The organism is Runella limosa DSM 17973 (genome assembly GCF_000482465.1).
Taxonomy (GTDB): Bacteria; Bacteroidota; Bacteroidia; order Cytophagales; family Spirosomataceae; genus Runella; species Runella limosa.
Map to the genome: position 1 here is coordinate 44,186 of NZ_AXVJ01000057.1, position 20,789 is coordinate 64,974.

Annotated in this window: 16 protein-coding genes; 11 read left to right on the forward strand and 5 right to left on the reverse strand. The window is 43.6% G+C overall.

What is annotated here, in order from left to right; translation table 11 throughout:
- The first annotated feature begins 52 nt into the window (after positions 1-52).
- The 7 genes from porW to K339_RS32725 all read left to right on the forward strand — a co-directional run bounded on the left by porW (position 53) and on the right by K339_RS32725 (position 9,660).
- Positions 53-2,281, forward strand: a complete 2,229-nt coding sequence (gene porW, locus K339_RS0106330) for a type IX secretion system periplasmic lipoprotein PorW/SprE (protein ID WP_037299396.1) — start codon at positions 53-55, stop codon at positions 2,279-2,281.
- Between the two features lie 81 nt (positions 2,282-2,362).
- A complete protein-coding gene (gene rpsO / locus K339_RS0106335) occupies positions 2,363-2,632 on the forward strand; it encodes a 30S ribosomal protein S15 (protein ID WP_028522864.1) in 270 nt (89 codons plus the stop codon).
- A gap of 159 nt (positions 2,633-2,791) precedes the next feature.
- Entirely contained in the window at positions 2,792-5,014 is a 2,223-nt protein-coding gene (gene pnp, locus K339_RS0106340; protein WP_028522865.1) for a polyribonucleotide nucleotidyltransferase, read from the forward strand.
- A 102-nt stretch (positions 5,015-5,116) separates the two neighbouring features.
- A complete protein-coding gene (locus tag K339_RS0106345; protein WP_013930257.1) occupies positions 5,117-5,980 on the forward strand; it encodes a sigma-70 family RNA polymerase sigma factor in 864 nt (287 codons plus the stop codon).
- A gap of 109 nt (positions 5,981-6,089) precedes the next feature.
- A complete protein-coding gene (locus K339_RS0106350) occupies positions 6,090-6,641 on the forward strand; it encodes an META domain-containing protein (RefSeq protein ID WP_169731820.1) in 552 nt (183 codons plus the stop codon).
- Positions 6,642-6,800: 159 nt separating this feature from the next.
- On the forward strand, positions 6,801-8,540 hold the full coding sequence (locus K339_RS0106355) for a S8/S53 family peptidase (protein ID WP_028522867.1): 1,740 nt from the start codon (positions 6,801-6,803) through the stop codon (positions 8,538-8,540).
- A 76-nt stretch (positions 8,541-8,616) separates the two neighbouring features.
- Positions 8,617-9,660 carry a glycoside hydrolase family 113 gene (locus K339_RS32725; RefSeq protein WP_229598703.1) on the forward strand — a complete coding sequence of 348 codons (1,044 nt, stop codon included), beginning with the start codon at positions 8,617-8,619 and terminating at the stop codon, positions 9,658-9,660.
- Position 9,661: 1 nt separating this feature from the next.
- On the opposite strand, the gene K339_RS0106365 is transcribed toward K339_RS32725, so the two are convergent.
- Positions 9,662-9,988, reverse strand: a complete 327-nt coding sequence (locus K339_RS0106365) for a hypothetical protein (RefSeq protein WP_229598704.1) — start codon at positions 9,986-9,988, stop codon at positions 9,662-9,664.
- Positions 9,989-10,210: 222 nt separating this feature from the next.
- Between K339_RS0106365 and K339_RS0106370 the strand changes: the two genes are divergently transcribed.
- The gene (locus K339_RS0106370; RefSeq protein WP_037299400.1) at positions 10,211-10,525 is read left to right on the forward strand and encodes a single-stranded DNA-binding protein; all 315 of its coding nucleotides are present in this window, start codon (positions 10,211-10,213) and stop codon (positions 10,523-10,525) included.
- Positions 10,526-10,645: 120 nt separating this feature from the next.
- Here the strand turns inward: K339_RS0106370 and gnd are convergent, their stop codons facing one another.
- The 3 genes from gnd to K339_RS0106385 all read right to left on the reverse strand — a co-directional run bounded on the left by gnd (position 10,646) and on the right by K339_RS0106385 (position 16,391).
- Positions 10,646-11,545 carry a phosphogluconate dehydrogenase (NAD(+)-dependent, decarboxylating) gene (gnd, locus tag K339_RS0106375; RefSeq protein ID WP_028522870.1) on the reverse strand — a complete coding sequence of 300 codons (900 nt, stop codon included), beginning with the start codon at positions 11,543-11,545 and terminating at the stop codon, positions 10,646-10,648.
- 89 nt (positions 11,546-11,634) lie between these two features.
- Positions 11,635-13,173: a SusD/RagB family nutrient-binding outer membrane lipoprotein gene (locus K339_RS0106380; RefSeq protein ID WP_028522871.1), complete on the reverse strand. Its 1,539-nt coding sequence runs from the start codon at positions 13,171-13,173 to the stop codon at positions 11,635-11,637.
- Between the two features lie 56 nt (positions 13,174-13,229).
- On the reverse strand, positions 13,230-16,391 hold the full coding sequence (locus tag K339_RS0106385) for a SusC/RagA family TonB-linked outer membrane protein (protein ID WP_028522872.1): 3,162 nt from the start codon (positions 16,389-16,391) through the stop codon (positions 13,230-13,232).
- A gap of 176 nt (positions 16,392-16,567) precedes the next feature.
- Between K339_RS0106385 and K339_RS0106390 the strand changes: the two genes are divergently transcribed.
- The 3 genes from K339_RS0106390 (at position 16,568) to K339_RS0106400 (ending at position 19,626) form a co-directional block, all read left to right on the forward strand.
- Positions 16,568-17,449, forward strand: a complete 882-nt coding sequence (locus K339_RS0106390) for a helix-turn-helix domain-containing protein (RefSeq protein WP_028522873.1) — start codon at positions 16,568-16,570, stop codon at positions 17,447-17,449.
- 27 nt (positions 17,450-17,476) lie between these two features.
- Positions 17,477-18,991: a gluconokinase gene (locus K339_RS0106395; RefSeq protein WP_028522874.1), complete on the forward strand. Its 1,515-nt coding sequence runs from the start codon at positions 17,477-17,479 to the stop codon at positions 18,989-18,991.
- Positions 18,992-19,062: 71 nt separating this feature from the next.
- Positions 19,063-19,626, forward strand: coding sequence for a beta propeller repeat protein (locus K339_RS0106400; protein ID WP_028522875.1), 564 nt, complete (start codon positions 19,063-19,065; stop codon positions 19,624-19,626).
- A 4-nt stretch (positions 19,627-19,630) separates the two neighbouring features.
- Here K339_RS0106400 and K339_RS0106405 read toward each other — a convergent pair whose 3' ends face one another.
- Positions 19,631-20,767, reverse strand: coding sequence for a tetratricopeptide repeat protein (locus K339_RS0106405; protein WP_028522876.1), 1,137 nt, complete (start codon positions 20,765-20,767; stop codon positions 19,631-19,633).
- Positions 20,768-20,789 lie beyond the last annotated feature (22 nt).

Sequence of the window (20,789 nt, forward strand, 5' to 3'; positions counted from 1 at the left end):
ACGGTTGAAAATCTAACAGTTTAAGAGCAAGCTCTTGAAAGTGAGTTATTTGATGAAAATTAGAAATCGCCTCTTTCCTTCTCAGTATTACCTTCCCCTTGTTATTTTTGGGGTCTCTGCACTATTTTTTGGCTGTTCTCAGTACAGCACAAGCGGTTTGAGCGTAGGGTATCATAACCTTACGGCCAAATACAATGCCTATGTCATCGCCCGTGATAAGATGAAGGAGGCGGACATTGCCTTGAAAAAAAATAGAAAAGAAAATTATAACCAGCTCCTTCCTATTTTGTACCCGTTGGACTCGATGGAGGCAAAAAGTGTGGATGCTCTTTTGCAAGATGTCATTAAAAAGGGGTCATTGATTCCCGACCGTCACCAAAATAGCCGTTGGGTGGACAATGCCCTTGTTTTGATTGGCCGCGCGCGGTTATACAAAGGACAGTTTACCGATGGGATTGAGACATTGCGTTATGTCAATGCCAAAGGAAAAGATGATGATGATAAACATGAGGGCTTGATTTGGCTGATGCGTGCGTACGTTGAAACCAAAGACTACAACAGCGCCCTAAGTGTAGCCGAACACCTCAGAAGCTTGCCTTTGAACGAAAATAATACCCGTGATTTTTATTTAGTAAAAGCCTATTTGCACCAACAAAAGCAAGAGATTCCGCTGGCACTTGGGATTTTGGAGGAAACGTTTCCGTTGCTTTCTAAAAACGAAGAAACGGCCCGTATTCATTATGCCGCAGCCCAAATGTATGACCTTATTGAGAAGCCTTTGGCCGCCAATATTCACTACAAAGCTGTTTCCAAAAATAGACCTTCATACGATTTGGAGTTTTTTGCCAAAATGAACTCACTTCAAAATGAAGCCCTGACCAACTCCTCGATTTCTACCGAAGATGGCTTCAAGAAACTCTTGAACGACCGTAAAAACAACGACTTGATAGACCGCCTGTATTACTCGATGGGGGTGATTGAGACTCGCAAAAAAAATTACAAAAAAGGACTTGAGTTTTTTGGCAAGTCGGTTCGTGAAACAACTACCAATACCACGCAAGTTCCTTTTACCTATTTGGAAATGGCGAAAGTGTATTATGATAAGCTCCAAAACTATGAGTTAGCGAAAGCTTATTTTGATAGTGCGCTTGTATTGTTGCCAGTTGCGTCGCCGCAGCGCCAAAAAGTAGCGGAACGTAAGGAGGTTTTGGACGAGTTTGTAAAGCACATTACCACGATTCGGACGGAAGATAGCCTACAACGACTTTCGCAGATGAATCCAGCAACGTTGGATAAATACTTAGATAAGGTAATTGAAGACGAAATCGCGGAATACAAACGAAAAGTAAAAGAGGCCGAAATACTGGTTTCACAAGCGCAGAGTTTGAGTGCCAATGCGTCCAATTTTGATGGAAATCCTGCCGAACGTTTCCCGTTGTATGATTTGACATTGGTCAATACGGGGAAAGTTGAGTTTAGACAGCGTTGGGGAAATCGAACGTTGGAAGATGATTGGCGCCGAAGTGCCAAAATAGCTACTTTAATGACCCCCGCTGATAATAATATTACGGCAGTACCAACAACCCCAGGCCAAGGGGCTACTATTCAGATTGCGGGAGATGATTTGGTGAAATTGACCAAAGACTCACCCGAATGGAAAGCTAAAAAAGATGCGCTCTACCGTAATATTCCCCTGAAAAAGCAGGAGTTAGATGCCTCAAATCAGCGATTAGAAGATGCACATTATAAATTAGGAAAGATTTATAAGTTTAGCCTAGAAGAACCTGACAATGCAGTAAAAACGTTTGAAACTACTTTGTCCCGTTTTCCAAATACAAATTATAAACCAGAAATTTATTACCTGCTTTTCCTAACATCGGCCAAAAATAGCCAATCATGGAAAGATAAGTTGCTGGCCGAATTTCCAAATTCTTCCTTTACTCGCCTTCTGACCAAAAATGGCGGCGCTGTCGCAGCTTCAGGAAATATTGAGCTAGAAGCAATGAAGGACTACGAAAAAATCTTGACACTGTATCAGTCTAATAATTTCTCAGAAGCATACGCCCAGCTCGAAATGGCAATGGTCACCTATTCGGGTAGTAAAATTGAGGACAAGTACGCGTTGCTTCGGATTTATTTACTAGGAAAATTACAAGGAAAAGAGGCGTATTTGAAGGCGCTGAACAGTTTTGTGAAAGATTATCCTTCTAGTGCGCTCTTACCGCGCGTTCGGGAAGTGCTAGAGTCTCAGCAATCGACATCAAGTAAGAAAAATGGTTGATTTTTAAAACAAAATCGCCTATCTTTGCAGGCGTTTTTGTTTTTTATATTTTTCACGTTTAAACAATCTGAGGTTACAATCATGTATTTAACATCGGAAGTAAAAAAAGACTTGTTCAAAAAATTTGGCAAGTCTGAAAGCGACACTGGTTCTTCAGAATCGCAGATCGCACTTTTCACTCACCGTATCAACTATTTGACGGAGCACTTGAAGCAGCACAAGCATGACAATGCTACGCGTCTTGGCCTTTTAAAGTTGGTAGGTAAGCGCAGACGCTTGTTGAACTATCTTCTCAAGAATGACATCAGCCGTTATCGTGCTGTCATCGCTGAACTGAATATCAGAAAGTAATGCGATACTTCAAACAGGGAACGTCAGGTAACTGGCTTCCCTGTTTGTTATTTATCTTCACCTAAGTAAGTAAATAATTTCTTTTTGCGGTTTTATAAATAATAACCTATCGTGTTCGCTGAAGGATAGGTTTTCAAGCGGTTTTTTAATTCTTCTTTCATGTTTAACATCATCACAAAGACGATCAACCTGCCCGATGGTCGTATCATTACAATTGAAACAGGAAAGCTTGCTCGTCAAGCCCACGGTTCAGTCGTGGTTCGCATGGGTAATGCCATGCTCCTAGCTACAGTTGTATCTAATCCCGAGGTAAGACCTGGTACAGATTTTTTACCACTATCGGTTGATTACCAAGAAAAATTTGCTTCGGCTGGTCGCATCCCTGGAAGTTTCCAGAAGCGCGAAGGCCGTTTGTCAGATCATGAAGTTTTAGTGAGTCGTTTGGTGGATCGCGCTTTGCGTCCTATATTTCCAGATGACTTTTATGCAGATACGCAAGTCAACGTTTTCTTAATCTCAGCAGATTCAGAGGTTTTACCCGATGCGCTTGCTGCGTTGGCTGCTTCTTCAGCATTGATGCTTACGGATGTACCTTTTAATGGACCAATTTCAGAGGTACGTGTCGCCAAAATCAATGGTGAATACATCATCAACCCGCCTACGTCACAGCTAAAAAACGCTACTTTGGATCTCATCGTTGCGGCTTCTGAAAAAGACATCTGTATGGTGGAAGGTGAAATGAACGAAGCCTCAGAAGAGGAAATGGTAGAAGCTTTGAAGGCCGCACACGAAGTGATTAAAATCCAGTGTGCAGTTCAAAAAGAATTTGAAGCAGAGGCAGGAAAAACGGAAAAACGCTCTTTTGAATACGTAGTACACGACGAGGAGCTTCGTGCCAAAGTACGGGAGGCTTGCTATGATAAAATTTATGCCGTAGCGCGCCAAGGTAGTGCCAATAAGCAAGTTCGTAAAGATGGTTTCAAAGCCGTTATTACTGAGTTTTTGGCCAACTACAAAGAAGAGAATCCAGAAACGTACGACGAAAAAGTAGGTCTTATCAAACGTTATTACCACGATTTGGAGTGGGAAGCGTCGCGCCGTTTGGTGTTGGATGAGCGTACTCGTCTCGACGGCCGTGCCTTGGATCAAATCCGCCCAATTATGGGCGAAGTTGATTTCTTGCCTACGCCGCATGGGTCAGCCTTGTTCACACGTGGTGAAACACAATCGTTGACTACGGTGACGTTGGGTACAAAACTCGATGAACAAATCATTGATACGGCAATGTTTTATGGATATGGCCGTTTCTTGTTGCATTATAACTTTCCAGGCTTTTCAACGGGTGAGGTAAAACCAAACCGCGGCCCTGGTCGTCGCGAGGTTGGCCACGGTAACTTGGCGCACCGTTCGTTGAAAAAAGTATTGCCTCCAGATGAAGAAAATCCATATACGATTCGTATCGTTTCGGATATTTTGGAGTCGAATGGCTCGTCGTCAATGGCGACTGTGTGCGCAGGTACGCTTGCCTTGATGGACGCTGGGATAAAAATCAAAGCGCCAGTGGCAGGTATTGCCATGGGCTTGATTACTGACGAACAAGGAAAATACGCCGTACTTTCGGATATTTTGGGCGATGAAGATCACCTTGGTGACATGGACTTCAAAGTGACGGGTACTGAAAAAGGTATCACTGCTTGCCAAATGGACTTGAAAGTAAACGGACTTCCTTACGAAGTGTTAATAGAAGCACTTGATCAAGCTCGCCGTGGACGTTTGCACATCTTGGGCGAAATGAAGAAAGCGATTACTGAAGTTCGTCCTGAGCTAAAACCACAGACGCCTCGCGCGGTTGTTATCCAGATTGCGCAAGACCAAATCGGTGGTGTCATTGGGCCAGGTGGTAAAGTGGTTCAAGAAATTCAACGTGTCTCTGGTGCAACTGTTACCATCGAAGAGCGTGACAGCATGGGTTACGTAAGCATTTTTGCCAACAACGCCGATAGCATGGACATTGCCGTAAAACGCATCAAAGGCATTGTGGCAATTCCAGAAGTAGGTGAAGTTTATACTGGAACAGTGAAGACGCTTCAACCTTTCGGGGCCTTTGTAGAGTTTATGCCAGGTAAGGATGGGTTATTGCACATTTCCGAGATTACGTGGGAGCGTTTAGAAACCATGGATGGCGTTCTTAATGTAGGTGATGAGGTGCAAGTGAAACTTGTGGAGCACGATAAGAAAACGGGTAAATTCCGCTTATCACGCAAGGTTTTACTACCAAAACCCGAAGGATTCGTTGAAAGACCACCCCGCGAAGACCGTGGTGATCGCAACGATAGAGGCGGAGATCGTCGTCGTGATGACAATCGTCGTCGCGATAAGTAGATTTTTGTTTTTTTAACTTAAATTAGAAAGTAAAAAATCAACTTTTGATTCGCTTTTTACGTTACACTCTTGTAATAGTACAAAGCACCAAAGTAAAGATAGATGAGACAGCTTAAAATTAGTAAGCAGATAACCAACCGCGAAAGCCAGTCACTTGACAAGTATTTACAAGAGATTGGTAAGGTGGATTTGCTAACTCCTGATGAGGAGGTGACTTTGGCGCAGCGAATTCGAGAGGGAGACCAACAAGCTTTGGAACGACTTACCAAAGCTAACCTTCGATTTGTGGTATCTGTAGCAAAACAATACCAAAATCAAGGTCTTTCGCTTGGTGATCTTATCAATGAAGGAAACCTAGGTTTGATTAAAGCCGCTCAACGCTTTGACGAAACCCGTGGTTTTAAATTCATCTCGTACGCTGTATGGTGGATTCGTCAGTCCATTTTGCAAGCGTTGGCCGAACAATCTCGTATTGTCCGCCTTCCACTCAACCGTGTTGGGTCATTAAATAAAATATCGAAGACATTCTCAGATCTTGAACAAAAATTTGAGCGTGAACCATCACCCGAAGAATTGGCCGAAGTATTGGATATTTCAGCCAATGAGGTTGTGGACACACTCAAAATTTCTGGCCGCCACGTTTCGATGGATGCGCCTTTTGTACAAGGAGAAGAAAATAGCCTCCTCGACGTTCTTGAAAACGACATGGAAGAAAAGCCTGATCAAGGGCTTATCAATGATTCTCTTCGGAAAGAAGTTGCTCGCGCACTGTCAACGCTCACGCAGCGTGAGTCGGATGTGATTGCGCTTTACTTCGGATTGAACGGAGAACATCCCATGACGTTGGAAGAAATCGGAGAGAAATTTAATTTGACCCGCGAACGCGTTCGCCAAATCAAAGAGAAAGCAATTCGTCGCCTACGCCATACTTCACGCAGCAAAGCGTTGAAGACGTACCTCGGTTAAGAAGCGCGTAAATACATTTCTACAAAAAAAGCCACTGTACAGTGGCTTTTTTTGTACCTTGTTCCAACCTTTTACCGCAAAAAAAAGTCATACTAAAAAAAATATGGCTATGAAAAAGACAATGATTGCATTAATAGTTGGCTGTTTGGTCGCAGTTCTGGGAGCTTGCGAAAGCCAAAACGTAGAACAACAAGCCCAAAAGTTAGAAAACAATGAACTTGCAGGGACTTGGGTGTTGAAAAGTATCCTACTGGGCGATATGATGGATTTGCCATGCGGCATCCCCAATGAAGGAAAGTTTGAGCCAATTACGCTGGAATTGACTACAACCAAAGACGAAACGGGATCGGTTCTGTTATTAAATGGCCGCTCGTCGGTGAACCAGTATTCTGGTAGTTATGCGTTAGAATCATACAATGAAACTACCAAAACAGGCAAACTTAAAATGTCTCCAATTGGAAGTACAAAAATGGGTGGTTCGCCAGAGTTGATGCAATGCGAATCCCGCTATTTTTTATTATTAGGGCAATCAGCAGATTTTCAGTTGAGCATCATCAATGGAAAACAGCAGCTCGAATTGGGCGTTTTGAGTACGCAAAAATCAGCCGCGACCATCGGAGGAAAAGGAAATTTTTTGATTTTTGAAAAACAATCCAAATAGGTGAAACAAGAAGCTTGACTTTGTTCTTTTGCTAGGTCAGGCTTCTTTATGAACTTAAACATACGATTTGAGTACTTTGGAGTGCAGTTCGTGGATTACCCATTTTGAAATGTAGGAGAGAAGGTAGTTTTGTAAGGTAATTTTAATTTTAAACGCCTTATGAAACGAATTACAACCCTTTCAATTGCTTCTTTGCTAACCCTGTTCGTTGCTTCTTGCGAACAAAAAAACATTCTTGAGCCTGTTTCCAGTATCCTTGACCAAGCGCACGCAAGTACGCGCACTGATATTCTTACCAAAAAAGAATTGGAAGAGCGGATGGCAGCTATTGCCTTCAAAAACAATGACGAATTTGATTGGCGTTTGGCAGATGATGTCATGATTTATTCTGGGCTTAAACACGCTAAAGATGGAAATGTGTTGATGATTGGGTATAAATTGCCAACAATCAGAGGTGAATACGAGTGGGATTTGAACCAAAGTGCCAACAAAGATTGGTTGATGGTTCGAGAAAAATTACTCAACATTGCTTTTGAAGAAGAACAAAAATCCAATCCTAAGTTGAAGAGCCCCAGCGAAATTCTAGTAGCTGCCAGTAAAGAAATGCCGAATTTTGATTTGCGCATAACGGAGTTGAGCACCATTCAAAAATTGCGAGAAACGGGGCTTATCCGCTATATGGAACCTACGTTTGTTCCTGATGATTATATTGGTTCGGAAAAAGGACAAGCCAAGAGTGGAGGTGGTTTCGGCTGTGGTGATAATACAGGAGTTCATGGACTCCGGGTGGACGAAGACTATTTTTTATCGATTCAGGGGACACAGCACAAAGTCTCTTGGCAGCTACGTGATCATAATACGCAATTTGCATGGTTTTTAAATGCCAACGGCTATTCTCAAACAGCCAACAAACGATTCACTATTGCTTATATAGATACGGGTTTGTCGTCGATACAGCCTATTATGAACCAAAACTTTGACGATGGTGACTCACAAGGCCGATTTGTTGCAAGCTTCAGTACAGTGCCCAACGGACGCGGAGGTGTAATTTCCCCCGAAGATGTGTGCGGGCATGGCACGGCCTCGGCGTCGATTGGTACGTCGCCTTCTTACGATAATAAATTGATAGGCGTAGCTTATAAAGCCAACTTGGTTTCGGTAAAAGCCGCTAACGATGTGTTATTGTCTGAATGGTCGGAGTACCGAGGAGTAGCTGATGCTTTCTCTGGGCTTGCACGCACGACAACGGATGTCATTAGTATGTCGATGGGGACGGTATTGATTGCGCGTTCATTGGCCAATAATCAAGTGTATCGGATGGCCGTTAATTCCATTCGGGATGGCGTTATGCTTGCGAAATTTAATAACAAAATTATCTTTTGTGCGGCAGGGACTATACCACCAGTGGTAGGAACGGCAATGGAGCAATTACCTAGTTATTTGCAATCGCTCGATATTCGTCACCGAATCATTTTTCCCGCCTCTATGAATGAAGCAGTATATGCAGTAACGGGAGTGAAACGCCAAGTGGACAACAACAACTATCCGATTGGGCTTAAACAATATAGTAATATAACAACCTGTACCTCATGTTGTTATCACAATGATGTTGACTTTGGCGTAGTGATGCAAAAAAGAACGGGTGCTTCCAACGTAATTTTGTCTCTTCAAAATTCTCAAAGTGATATTCCGTCCAACTTTGGTGGGTCTTCGTCGGCTACGGCTACCATGTCGGCGATGGTGACGGCGGTTTGGTCCAAATACCCGACCCTAAATAGTACCGAAATAATGAATCACATTCGCTTTTACAGCAGCCGATATGGTGCGGTACATCCTAAAATTGGTTATGGGATGTTGGATATGTTTGAAGCGACGCGCTATTCGCAACCCGCCCGATAAAAAGCCGAAAAAGATTTTCTGAAACTTCTATCTGTAAAAAGGTAGAAGTTTTTACTTTTAAGGAAAATCAACTTCCATGGCTTTGAACATACCTACACGTCTGATTAAGAATATTTTACAAATACTATTTTGGGGAATCATTTGGATACAATATGGTTGTACGCGGCCCTCGCCTCCTGTGTATGCAGGTGCTAAAATGAAAGGCGTTAATCTGGTTGCGCCGCCAGAACCAATTGATTCGGCGGCTTTTGTGCCAATAAGTACACTAAAAGCGGAATGGGTGGCGGTGGTTCCCTACGGTTTTTGTCGAGAGAATGAGCCTCATTTTTACTTTAATTCCAACAAAATGTGGTGGGGAGAATCCGTCGAAGGAATTGTAAAAACGATTGAGCTGGCCCATAAAAATGGCCTAAAAGTAATGCTCAAACCCCACGTGTGGGTGGGCAGAGGTATGTACACGGGCGATTTTGACTTAAAAACAGAGGCTGATTGGCAAATCTTTGAAAAAGACTTTGGTAATTACATTTTGACCAATGCGCGAATTGCGGATTCTTTAAAAGTGGAACTGTTCTGCATCGGTACCGAAATGGACAATTTTACCCAAAAACGGCCTGCTTTTTGGAAAAATCTAATCAAAGATATTCGTAAGATATACCAAGGACAGCTCACTTACGCCGATAATTGGAACCATTATCCCAAAAACCCGTTTTGGAATGAGCTAGATTTTATCGGAATAGACGCTTATTTTCCCTTATCTTCTGAAAAACACCCGAGCCTGGCAACTTTGCAAAAAGGTTGGAAGTCACATTTGAATGAAATAGAAAACTTTGCGGGAAAATACCAAAAACCTATTTTATTTACTGAAATTGGCTACAGAAGTGTAGATTTTGCCACTGAAAAGCCGTGGGAATCGCACGACGAAAAACCCGAAAATTTAGCATTGCAAGCCGATGCCTACCAAGCGTTTTTTAATGAAGTGTGGCCCAGAAAATGGCTCGCAGGGGCTTTTGCTTGGAAATGGTTTTTACAACAACCCAAGCGTCAATTTCACCGTGATGCCTTTTCTCCACAGTTTAAACCTGCCGAAAAGGTACTTCAAAATGCTTTTGGAGGACGGTAATTTATGAGGGTATTTTTCGGTCTTTCACGACCAAATATTGCTCATTTTCGAGAGGTAAATAGCCATATTCATACACAAAAACGTACGTAGCACCTTTTTGGGTGGTGCGGGTACTGGTAAAATAAGCAAAGTCAAAACCTTCTCTCAGCAACGCACTTTTGGAGATTTTTCCCTTGTCATCTTCTTTGCAGGCTTCCTCCAAGATTCGGCGATTTTTACGAAGAGTATTATTGATGTTCCGAACAAAATTGTTAGAGTCCGAATTTAGTTTGTTGTTATAGGCATTTCGGCACGCATCCGAACAAAACTTTTTGTCGGATCGTCCCATTATTTTTTCTCCACATTCTAAGCAGGCTTTCATTGCTTTCGTTGTTGTTTCTTCTGCAATATACACATACTTATCCGTTTGTAAACGGTTACAAACGTTTTTATCCAACTAGAAACGCGTACGAACCGAATCGAGTAGTGGCCAGGCTGCACCTTTGTATCGTCGATTGAGAGACAGTTGACAAAACAAAATCAAATCACTCAAATACAAATTTTTAGGAACATGAACAAGGTAACATTAACAGGCAACGTAGGTAAAGATTTGAACGTACGTACATTTGAAAACGGTAAGTTGGCGTCTTTCACAATGGTCACCAAAGAAACTTACAAAAACCGTAAAAATGAAGAAGTAGAAAGCAAAACGTGGCACAACCTCGTAGCGTTTGGCAAAGTGGCGGAGGTATGCGAACGCTTGATTACGAAAGGGAAAAAAGTGTCGGTAGAAGGAAAACTGAATTACCGCTCGTACAAAAACAAAGAAGATAAAACCGTCTATGTGACCGAAATTCAGGTCTATAAAGTGAACGAAGTAGAATAAATGGAAATGTCGAGTGCAGAGTGCAGAGTGCAGAATGTCGAATAAAAAATTGACCATTCGACACTCTGCATTCTGCACCGCGCGGGCGGCCCCCTCGACACTCAAATTACGACACTCAAATTAATGGGCTTTTTCCACGGCGTGGCCGCCGAATTCGTTGCGAAGTGCTGCCACAACTTTGCCCGTAAAGGTATCGTCTTGTTGTGAGCGATAACGCATCAACAATGAAAGCGCAATCACTGGCGTTGGAACACCCATGTCGAGCGCCGTTTCCAACGTCCATTTTCCTTCACCCGATGAGTGCATCACCCCTTTGATGGCGTCTAATTTAGGGTCTTTTGAAAAAGCCTTTTCGGTCAGTTCCATCAACCAGCTGCGAACCACTGAGCCGTGGTTGAATACGCGCGCAACCTGTTTTAAATCAAGGTTGTAGTTTGATTGCTCCATCACCTCAAAACCTTCTGCAATAGCCTGCATCATGCCATACTCGATGCCATTGTGAACCATTTTGACAAAGTGGCCACTTCCTGGGCCGCCTGCATGAAGCCAACCGTTGGGAAGTGAAATATCGTTAAAAACAGAAGCGCAATAGTTGAAAACTTCATCTTCCCCGCCAATCATGGTACAGGCACCATTTAAGGCACCATCCACACCGCCGCTAGTGCCGCAGTCCAAATAATCAATTCCTTTGGCTTTAAGGTACTTATATCGACGTATTGAGTCGTTGAAATTAGAATTGCCGCCGTCAATAATGATATCACTGGTAGATAAAAATGGAATCAACGTCTCAATGCAGTCATCAACGGGCTTTCCCGCAGGAACCATCAGCCATATTACCTTTCTGCCATTGAGCTGTTGACAAAGTTCTTCTAAACTAAAGGCAGGAGATATACCTTCAAGAAGAATATTTTTGACGTTTTCGGTTGCTACATCGTACGCAACTACTTCATAACCGTGACGATGCAGGTTAAGGGCCAAGTTGTAACCCATTTTGCCAAGACCAACAAATCCAATTTGCATTAAAGATGACGTTTATAAGTGGATAGATGAGTGGGAAAAGGCAAAAATAGGAGTATCGTTACTCAATCCCCACTCTCCAATGCTTAAAATTATTTATCCCACCAAACTTTTGTGTCCAAATCGTCAGCTCCTTGGCGAGCAATGGCCTCTTTCACGTGAACCGTATTGGCCGAAATCTCCGAGTTAGGATAGGTCAAGCGATTAATGAAATTACCTTTGATGCTCTTCCCAGGGAAAGGGTTAGGCGTAAGTTTAGGAAAACCGCTCCGACGGAAGTTCGCAAACGCTTCGGGGCCATTTAAGAAAGATGCTACCCAATATTGCGTATTAATTTGTTCTAAAGCAGTGGCTGCCACATACGGATTTGCTTTTAAATACGCGTCAATATCTGCCGTTGCTACCGCTGAGTTAGCGTCGTACAATGCCATTTGTTCCATGTGCAGGCGCACACCACGGTTGTAATACGTTTCGGCGCTGGTACCTGTTACCCAACCTCTTTGTGCTGCTTCGGCCAACAAAAGTTGCGTTTGCGCGGCTGTTACTAAAAACGATGGTGCGGTCATTTTAACCATACGGGTACGGTCAACTTGCGTAAAATCGTAGAAACTAGCCAATTTGTTTTTCGTTACTTCGGCCGAAATGGTGTTGTTGTCAAATCCTAATGGCATTCCAATTTGGACGGTTGGGTCGGTTGAAGCGCGCGAAGCTACTTGTTCTGGCCCAGATTTAGCACCCACATAGCGTACTGCAATGGACTTGAGGCGCGGGTCGTTGGTTTTTTTGAGGTAATCCACAAACGGTGCGGCAAGGTAAACGTTGGCAGCCTCCGTTGCATTCAACAGGTTACCAATACCGTTTACGTAGTTGGCGTCGTGTTTGATGATGGCATTGTCGGCATTGGTTTCCATTAATCCTCCCTGAACCGCCTTGGCAACTACCTGTTGTGCCTGAGCTGCATCGACTTTACTCAACCGCATTCCTGCACGGAGCAAAAGCGAATTACCGTACTTTTTCCAGAGGGCGATGTTACCAGTATAGAGAACATCGGCAGATTCAGTGGCCTTAGTAGCATCTAGGGCAGCGGTAGCTTCCGTCAATTCCTTGATAATACCCGCATAAACAGCTTGTTGGGTATCGTATTTGGGCAAAAATATTTGATTGGTGTAACCTTTCTCTGCATCCGAATAAGGAATTTCGCCGTAAGAGTCCGTCAAAATCATGTACGCATTGGCTTGAATAATTCTGGCCATATTGTACAAGTTGCTACGACTCGCCACCGACTGCGTTTGATTGATAACATCTTGCGAGTTACGAATCACGTTGCGGTAGTATTTCTGCCAGTTTTGAACGGTATTGTCGCGGCTGTCTTGGTTAAAGTTAGCGCCTGTGAGTACCCCAGAGTTGGGAGAAATCATTTGTTGTACAATACCAATTTCGTAGAAAACCGAACCTGTTGTAAAAGCTGAATTGACGGTCGCATTGTTCAAAATAAATACGGGGTTGACCGAAAGTGCGGCGGTTTTGTTGATGTTGAGTTCGTCAAAACCTTGGTCGCAACTTACCATTCCGACAACAGTTGCTGCCCAAAGTGGGAGTAAAAGGGCTGATTTTTTTAATATGCGTTTCATTGTTCGTTTCTTTTTTAGTGTTTCCGAAAGCTTGTTGATAAGACCCTTCGGGGATATTAAAACTTCGCATTAAGGTTAAAACCAATACTGCGGGTTGTTGGTAAACCTGTTGATTCCATTCCGACGAGGTTGTCTGACGAATATCCAAATGAGTCTGGATCAATGTTGTCAACCCACTTCTTAATCAGGAATACGTTGTTGGCAACTGCACTAAGCTTTAGGGTTTTAACTGGGAAGTTTTTCGGCAAAAAGCGGGTAAAATCGTAACCAGCAGTGATTTGGCGAACTTTCCAGAATCCTCCATCGTAGATAACTGGTTCGATAAGCGCAAGCGAACGTACTACTGACCAATAATCTTGAACAGGTGCTTTTACGGTATTGGTCTCACCTTTGGCGTTTACACCCACTCCCAATACACCACCTTCGCGGCCTACTAGGGTCATTTTGTGCAATCCGTGGCGTACTGCGTTGAAGTTGGTACCTGAAAGCATCATGTTCCCAAGTTTGAAATCAACCAAGAACGATAGGTTAATACCTTTGTAATTGAAGGAGTTATTGATACCACCATTCCATTTTGGTAAGGCAGAGCCGTACGAAATGAGGTCGTCGGTGCGAAGCGGGATACCGTTGCCACCAAACATCATTTGTCCGCTGGCATCGCGCTTAAAGCCGAAGCCATAAATCTGACCCATTTCTTGACCAACCACTTGACGAAGCTCGCCGTTGAATACGTGGGTACCTACAGTGATACGTTCGCCTGGCGTGTCAGTCAAAAGGCTTAATACTTTGGTTTTGTTATAAGAACCATTTAAAGTCAAATCCCATTGGAAATTAGGCGTTTTTACGGGAACAAGATTCAACAGCATTTCAAAACCACGGTTTTGGCTTTTTCCACTGTTGATAAGGGTTGTAATAAAGCCCGAGGCATCCGAAATTTGTGCCGAAACGATTTGATCATTGGTGATTTTGTTATAAATCGCCGCATCCAACGAAACGCGACTATCAAACAATTTGAGCTCTAACCCAAGTTCTGTTTCTGCCGTACGCATAGGGCGGAGGTTGGCATTTGGAAGGGTAGTTGTTCCTGAAGAACCGCCCACAGGCTGCCCGCCGAAGAGGTTGGCATTGATACCGTAAAACAAGTTGTTGGAGTAAGGGGATACGTCGGTATCGCTTCCCACTTCAGCATAAGCAGCGCGGAGTTTTCCAAAGGTGAGCCAAGTAGGAACACTGTTGAAGGCTTGTGAAAATACAAAACTTCCCGAAACTGACGGATATAAAATGCTTCGGTTGGCGGGAGAAAGGGTTGAAAACCAGTCATTACGCACTGTAGCGTTGACAAACAAAACATTTTTGTAAGAAAATTCGGCCGAACCATACACCGAGTTAACGGCACGCTCCGAAAGCCCATAAATAGGGTCTTTTACCCGCCCGTTCATCACTGTGTATAAACCTCTTACGACAAAGTCTTGTACTTGTACGCTGTTTAAATCCGAACGGCGGTACATTTTGTTTCCACCCACGTTGAAATCAAACCCAAAATCACCAAACTTTTGTGTCCCAGAAATCAAGATGTCCGTGTTAATCTCTCTAAACCGTCTTGACTCTTGGGTATATGTCCCATTCACAAAACCAGCTGGCGCGGCGGCAATAGAAGCTTGACCTGTTGGGAAGTTGTTGTAATCCTGATCGCGCGACCAGTAATCTTGCCCCACACGACCTTGTACAAACAACCAAGGAAGTAGGTTGTATTTTACCGAAATGTTGCCAAAAATACGGTCGCGGACAATGTTCTGAAACTGTTCAGAAAGGGTAAAGTAAGGGTTGGTACGGTTTTGGAAACGCGAATAAATATACTCATTGCCCGCCGCGTTGAATTTCTTCGCTTCCAACAAGTCCAAAGGCATGGAGTTGGCTAAGTTGTAGATGGCGGTAGGGATAGAGTTATCTTGGTTGGCAATGTTCGGTGGGTTTTTGTTGTACTCGTGCGAATAGTTGATGTTTCCTGAAAAACTCAATTTTTTTGATAACTCGTAAGAATACCCAAGGTTGATGGTTTTGCGATTGAACGTGTTGTTTGGCACAATTCCTTTGCTGTCCATGTTGGCAAACGAAAGGTTAAAACCACCCTTATCACTGGCTGATGACAGGCTTACGGTGTTGGTGAAGTTTGAACCGTTGCGGAAAAATTTACGAATACGGTTATAAACAGGCTCATAAGGTACAGTGACGTTGTCAAACAAGACTTGCGTCATGCCTGGTTGGAATTTTTCCCCAAACGACCACTGACCTGAGGTTGGGTTGGGAGTCGTTGGACGAACGCCGTTTTCACCTTGGCCGTATTCGTATTGATAATCCGTAAAATCAAGCGGTGTTTCGTTGGTATAGTTACTGTTAAAACTCACGCCAATCCCTTTGCCACTTCCCTTTGTTTTGGTCGTGATCATAAGTACCCCGTCTTTGGCCCGTGAACCGTACAAAGCAGCAGCAGTAGCACCTTTAAGGACAGTCATACTTTCGATGTCATCGGGGTTAATGGACGACAAACCATCACCACCGTCTGAGGTATTTCCCCCGCCTCTTACGCCAATCGAGTTGTCAGCGGCAGCATTTCCTGGGTTTGTACCAAAGTTAGTGTTGTCGATTGGGATACCATTGACGACAATGAGCGGGTTATTTTGCCCAGAAATAGAAGACTGTCCACGGATACGAATCTTTGAAGTACCCGCTGGCCCCGTACCTAGTCCCGAAATATTTACCCCCGCAATTTTTCCTTGTAATGAGTTTATAAAATTGGGCGTACGGTTTTCAGTAAGCGCGTCGGCGTTGATAGTGGCGGTTGCATAACCAAGTTTTTTCGCTTCTTTTTTGATACCCAAGGCCGTCACTACGACTTCGTTGAGGGCTTCGGCACTTTCGGCCAGCGAAATGTCAATGCGCGTTTGGTTTCCTACCGAAATTTCCTTTGAACCATAACCAATAAAGCTAAATACAAGGGTTGCGTTATTGGGAACAGAAAGGTTATAATTTCCGCTGCCGTCGGTAGATGTTCCTGTGGTACTTCCTTTTACAACAACCGAAACTCCTGCGAGGGGAGATTTGTCGGCGGAATTTGTGACCGTTCCGCTAATTCGATTTTGGGCCCAAAGTGTGGTTGTGAGTGCCAGAAAAGTCATCATTACTAAAATGACTTTGGGCAAGAGTAGAAATTTTCTCATCTTCATGTTAAATTGTTGGTAAATTAAAAGGGTATGTTGAACAGTACTGATAGGATAAAGAACTGAGTGCAAAAAAATAGCAGAGTAGTGCAAAAAACTTCTACGAATGGACGATGTTGGATTTTGTAATATTTTGATGATTTATTTAAAAAATTTAATAAATAGGTTTTCTGTAAATGAATAAAACCACACTGACCCACCTTCCTTCTTCCGAGTTTTCCCACATCAGGGAATTGGTTCGTGTTAAAAATCAGACAGTTAAGCTGAATGATTGGCCTGTGCAAGTGAGAGGTGGAATCTATATTTTGTGTGTATTAGAAGGGAAATATGAGTGGATAATTGAGCACCAACGCTACGTTTTATACCCCAATGATGTGGTTGTTTTATGTCCTTGGCAGCAGCTTGGGAGCCCCACAAATACATTAGAAATTGGAAGTTTTGTTTGGCTAAAACTAGAACCAGCCATTTTTGAGCCTACAAAAGAGCTACAATTAGGCAGTTGGTCGGCGATTCACGAGAACGAACAAAAGCTAATGGGGCGCCTCATGGGTACGCACGCCCCGATGGTGCTGAACCAGCTAAAACAGGTCAATGAACTGATTACAAAAATTGAGCAAGAGCTCAAACAGCTAGAGTTTGCTTATCAAACCCGCGTGAATCAACTGCTGGATGAGCTATTAGTAACGATTGTACGGCAGCAAAGCCAGCAACAAAATCAACGGCGCGATTTTTCGCAGGCATTTGAGCAGCTCGAAAAAATGCTTCGACAAAGCTTGGATCACCCTTGGACAGTGGAAGAAATGGCGACTGTCGTAGGGTTGGGAAGTACTGCTTTTACCGAAAAAGTAAAGGCGTATTCGGGCTTTTCTCCGCTTAACTATTTGATAAACATTCGTATTGCAGAGGCAATGCGCCAACTCCGCCAAACCGATAAAAGCCTGACCGATATTGCCCTCGATACTGGCTTTTATTCATCTCAACACTTTTCTACGACTTTTAAGAAACTAACAGGCTATACCCCTGGGCATTATCGAAAGCGCCAAACGGGGGACAACTAATTTTATTTATTTATATCATAAATCTATATGGAGTGTGTCATAACAATTGATATTGGTACTACAAAAGTCAAAGCATCGGCGTTTGATTTTTCAAATAATTTGATTGGGGCGCGGCAAGGGTCGTACCCAACGTTTCATCCGCAGCCTGATTATAGCGAGCAAGATCCCGAACAAATATTTTTGACCGTTTTGTACGCGTTAAAAGGACTAATTAACGAAGAACTTTCCAAAAAATATCGTCCAGTAGCCGTAGTTTTTAGTGCTTCGATGCACAGTGTATTACCCATCGACAAACACGGCGTGCCGCTTCGTAACGCAGTCATTTGGGCTGATAACCGAGGTCGTGATGAAGCAACTACCCTTAAAAATTCTGAGCTAGGGGCGAAGTTATACGAACAAACAGGCACACCGATTCACCCCATGTCGCCTTTGGTCAAAATTCGATGGTTTGGGACAAATACCCCTGCTGTTTGGTTTGAAAAGGTTTATAAATTTATTTCCATCAAGGAATATATTGTGTATCAATTGACGGGGCAGCTGGTCGTTGATCATAGCTTGGCGTCTTCCACAGGCTTATTTAATATACATCATTTGGCTTGGGAAGCATCGGCGCTTGATTATATAGGAATAAAAACCCAGCAGTTGTCAGAACCAGTAGCCATTGATTTTGACGAACTTAAACTTAAAAAAGAATACCTGCGGCTCTTCCGTTTGCCCAATACCCTAAAAGTAATTGCGGGGGCGAGCGACGGCTGTTTGGCAACGCTTGGGGCAGGCGTAGTTACGGAAGGAGACGCTACCATTACCATTGGGTCGAGTGGTGCTGTGCGGGTGGCGGCTAAACAGGTGTTGGTGGACGAAAAGCAGCGTTTTTTCAATTACATCCTCACCGAAGGAACCTACATTTCGGGCGGGCCGACCAACAACGGCGGGGTGGTTTTTGAATGGTTTGTGCAGCAATTTGGCACCTCAGGACTCCATTTTGACATGGACTATGCCGTCCAGCAATTGTTGATGGAAGCCGAACGCGTTCCAGCAGGAGCGGGGGGGCTGTTGTTTTTGCCGTATTTGTTGGGCGAACGCGCTCCCTTGTGGAATGCCAACGCCCGAGGTGCTTATATGGGCGTAAATATTACGCACGAACGTCGGCACTTTATTCGGGCAACCGTCGAAGGTATTGTATATGAGGTATATAGCATTGGTAAGTTGCTGCAACAATACCGCTCGATTGAAAATCTGTACATCAACGGGGCTTATGCTACCCTGCCGTTGTTTGCCCAAATTCTGTCGGATGTATTTGGGAAAACGGTCTATATCAATGACAAACACGACAGCGCAAGTGCAGGTGCAGCGCTGCTGGCTTTGACAAAACTTGGGAAATATGAAGACTTAGTTGCTGCTGCTCAAACCATCAAATCGGTAGAGACGTATTCGGCAAATGATAAAAACCACCAGCGTTATGGGCAATTTTCTGAAATTTTTGACCGATTGAGCCATAAATTGGCCGACGATTTTGACGCATTGGTGGCTTTACAAGGGTAATTGTGAGTTGGCATGATTTATGATAGATATTAGCGAGTGTTTATGTCTAACCATGCCAACCTCAACGACCCATGAAAAAATTAATCATCTCTTTTTTGATTGTAATCGCTACCATCATTGCCGTTTGGGGGCAAGATTCGGCCTCGGTTTTGCCAAAAGCTGAGTGGCGCGTGTCAACCAATGGTAAAATTGAACGCCTGGTCAATGAAAATTGGGAAGCTGCTTCGGTTCCTACTTCGCAAACATTTTCCTCTTTGTACCTGCTTTCAGCGGATTTTGGCTGGGCTGTGGGCAAAAACTCCACGATACTGCGTTGGGATGGCGAACAGTGGAGCGAAGTATTGGTTTTTGCGAACGAAGATTTGAACTCAGTATTTTTATTGAGTCGTGAAGAAGGTTGGGCTGTTGGTAACAAAGGCACCATTCTTCGCTGGAACGGCGTAAGTTGGGAAGAAGAAGTCGCGCCAATTACCGAAAATTTAGTCCGAGTGGAGGCAATTTCGACGGGTGGTGTGCAAATTTTCGCCGAAAGTGGAGCAGTTCTTCATCGTTTTGGGAAAAATTGGCAAATCCAACCCTCCGCCGCTCCTCTGAGTTCCGTAAAATTGTCTGCTTCAGCCAAGCACGTTGAATAAGGCGTTATTTTAAGAAATTTTTAGCTTCTTTAAGCGTGCCTTTGTATTCTGCCAAATCACTTACGATTTTGTAGTACTCGGTTGCTTTTCTTTTATCTCCTGCTCGAATGGCAATTCGTGCCAAACCCGCATAGGCAAAGGCTTGGTACTCTTTGGTATATTCTTCATCGCGTGGCTGGCGAATGGCCGTCAAGTACAATCGTTGAGCAGCTTGGTCGTTGCGTGCATGTTTTTCGAGGTACATTCCCTCTAATGTGTGAGAAACGAGTGAAAAGAAAGGTTCGTTTCGTTTTTTAAGTTTTTCAATAAAAGGTGCTGCGTCATCGTATTTTCCCAAGAGCAACAACGCTTCGGTGTGTTTCATCAAAAAAATGGGGTTGTTGGGATATTTTTCTACGAGATTCTCCAAGTAACTACTGGCTTTGTCGTAACGCTGCTCGTGTTTGAGATAAATACGGGAAAGATAGAAAGCAGATTCCGTTCGGGTAAACATCCCTTTTTTGGACGCAATGTCCATTTGTCGAAGCCCTTCCTCGCGGTTGCCGTCTTTGAAAAACAGCACAACGGGTTTTACAATTGGGTGGTCTTCGGGGTAGCGAATCATGTAGTAATTATACAAGCCAGAGGAAAAGTAAAACTCAGGATTGTGATTCATGTATTTGAATCCTGCCATGACATAATCGTAGGCTTTTTTTGCTTCACTTGCCGCCTTCATTTTCTCGTCATTGTAGTTGTGAATCAACGCAATATAGCCATGACCCGCCATTGAGAAAAACGCAGCTTCGGGGCGCGTCTTTTCATTTTTTTCTAACACTTTTGCCTTGGCAATACACTCCTCAAGGAGTTTTGCGTACTGCCCACTCATGGCTTTATTGTCCTTCACGGGCAAATATTGCCACTGCATTTGCATGGCTTTGAGCATGGCATTCACGGGGTGGTTGGGGTATTTGGCCCGTATTTGACGAGCAACGGGTTCTACCGCCGCAAATTCATAATTGTAAATGTGGTCGATGGCTTCTAGTACCAATTCTTGCGTGGGCGTATCGTATAAAATTTGTGCGCGGACAGGAAGTGGAGGAAAAGATAGTACGATGAATAAAAAAACAAACAATTGAGTCACTACTAAGAACATTCGTTTCATGGAGCTGTACCTGCGAAATAGA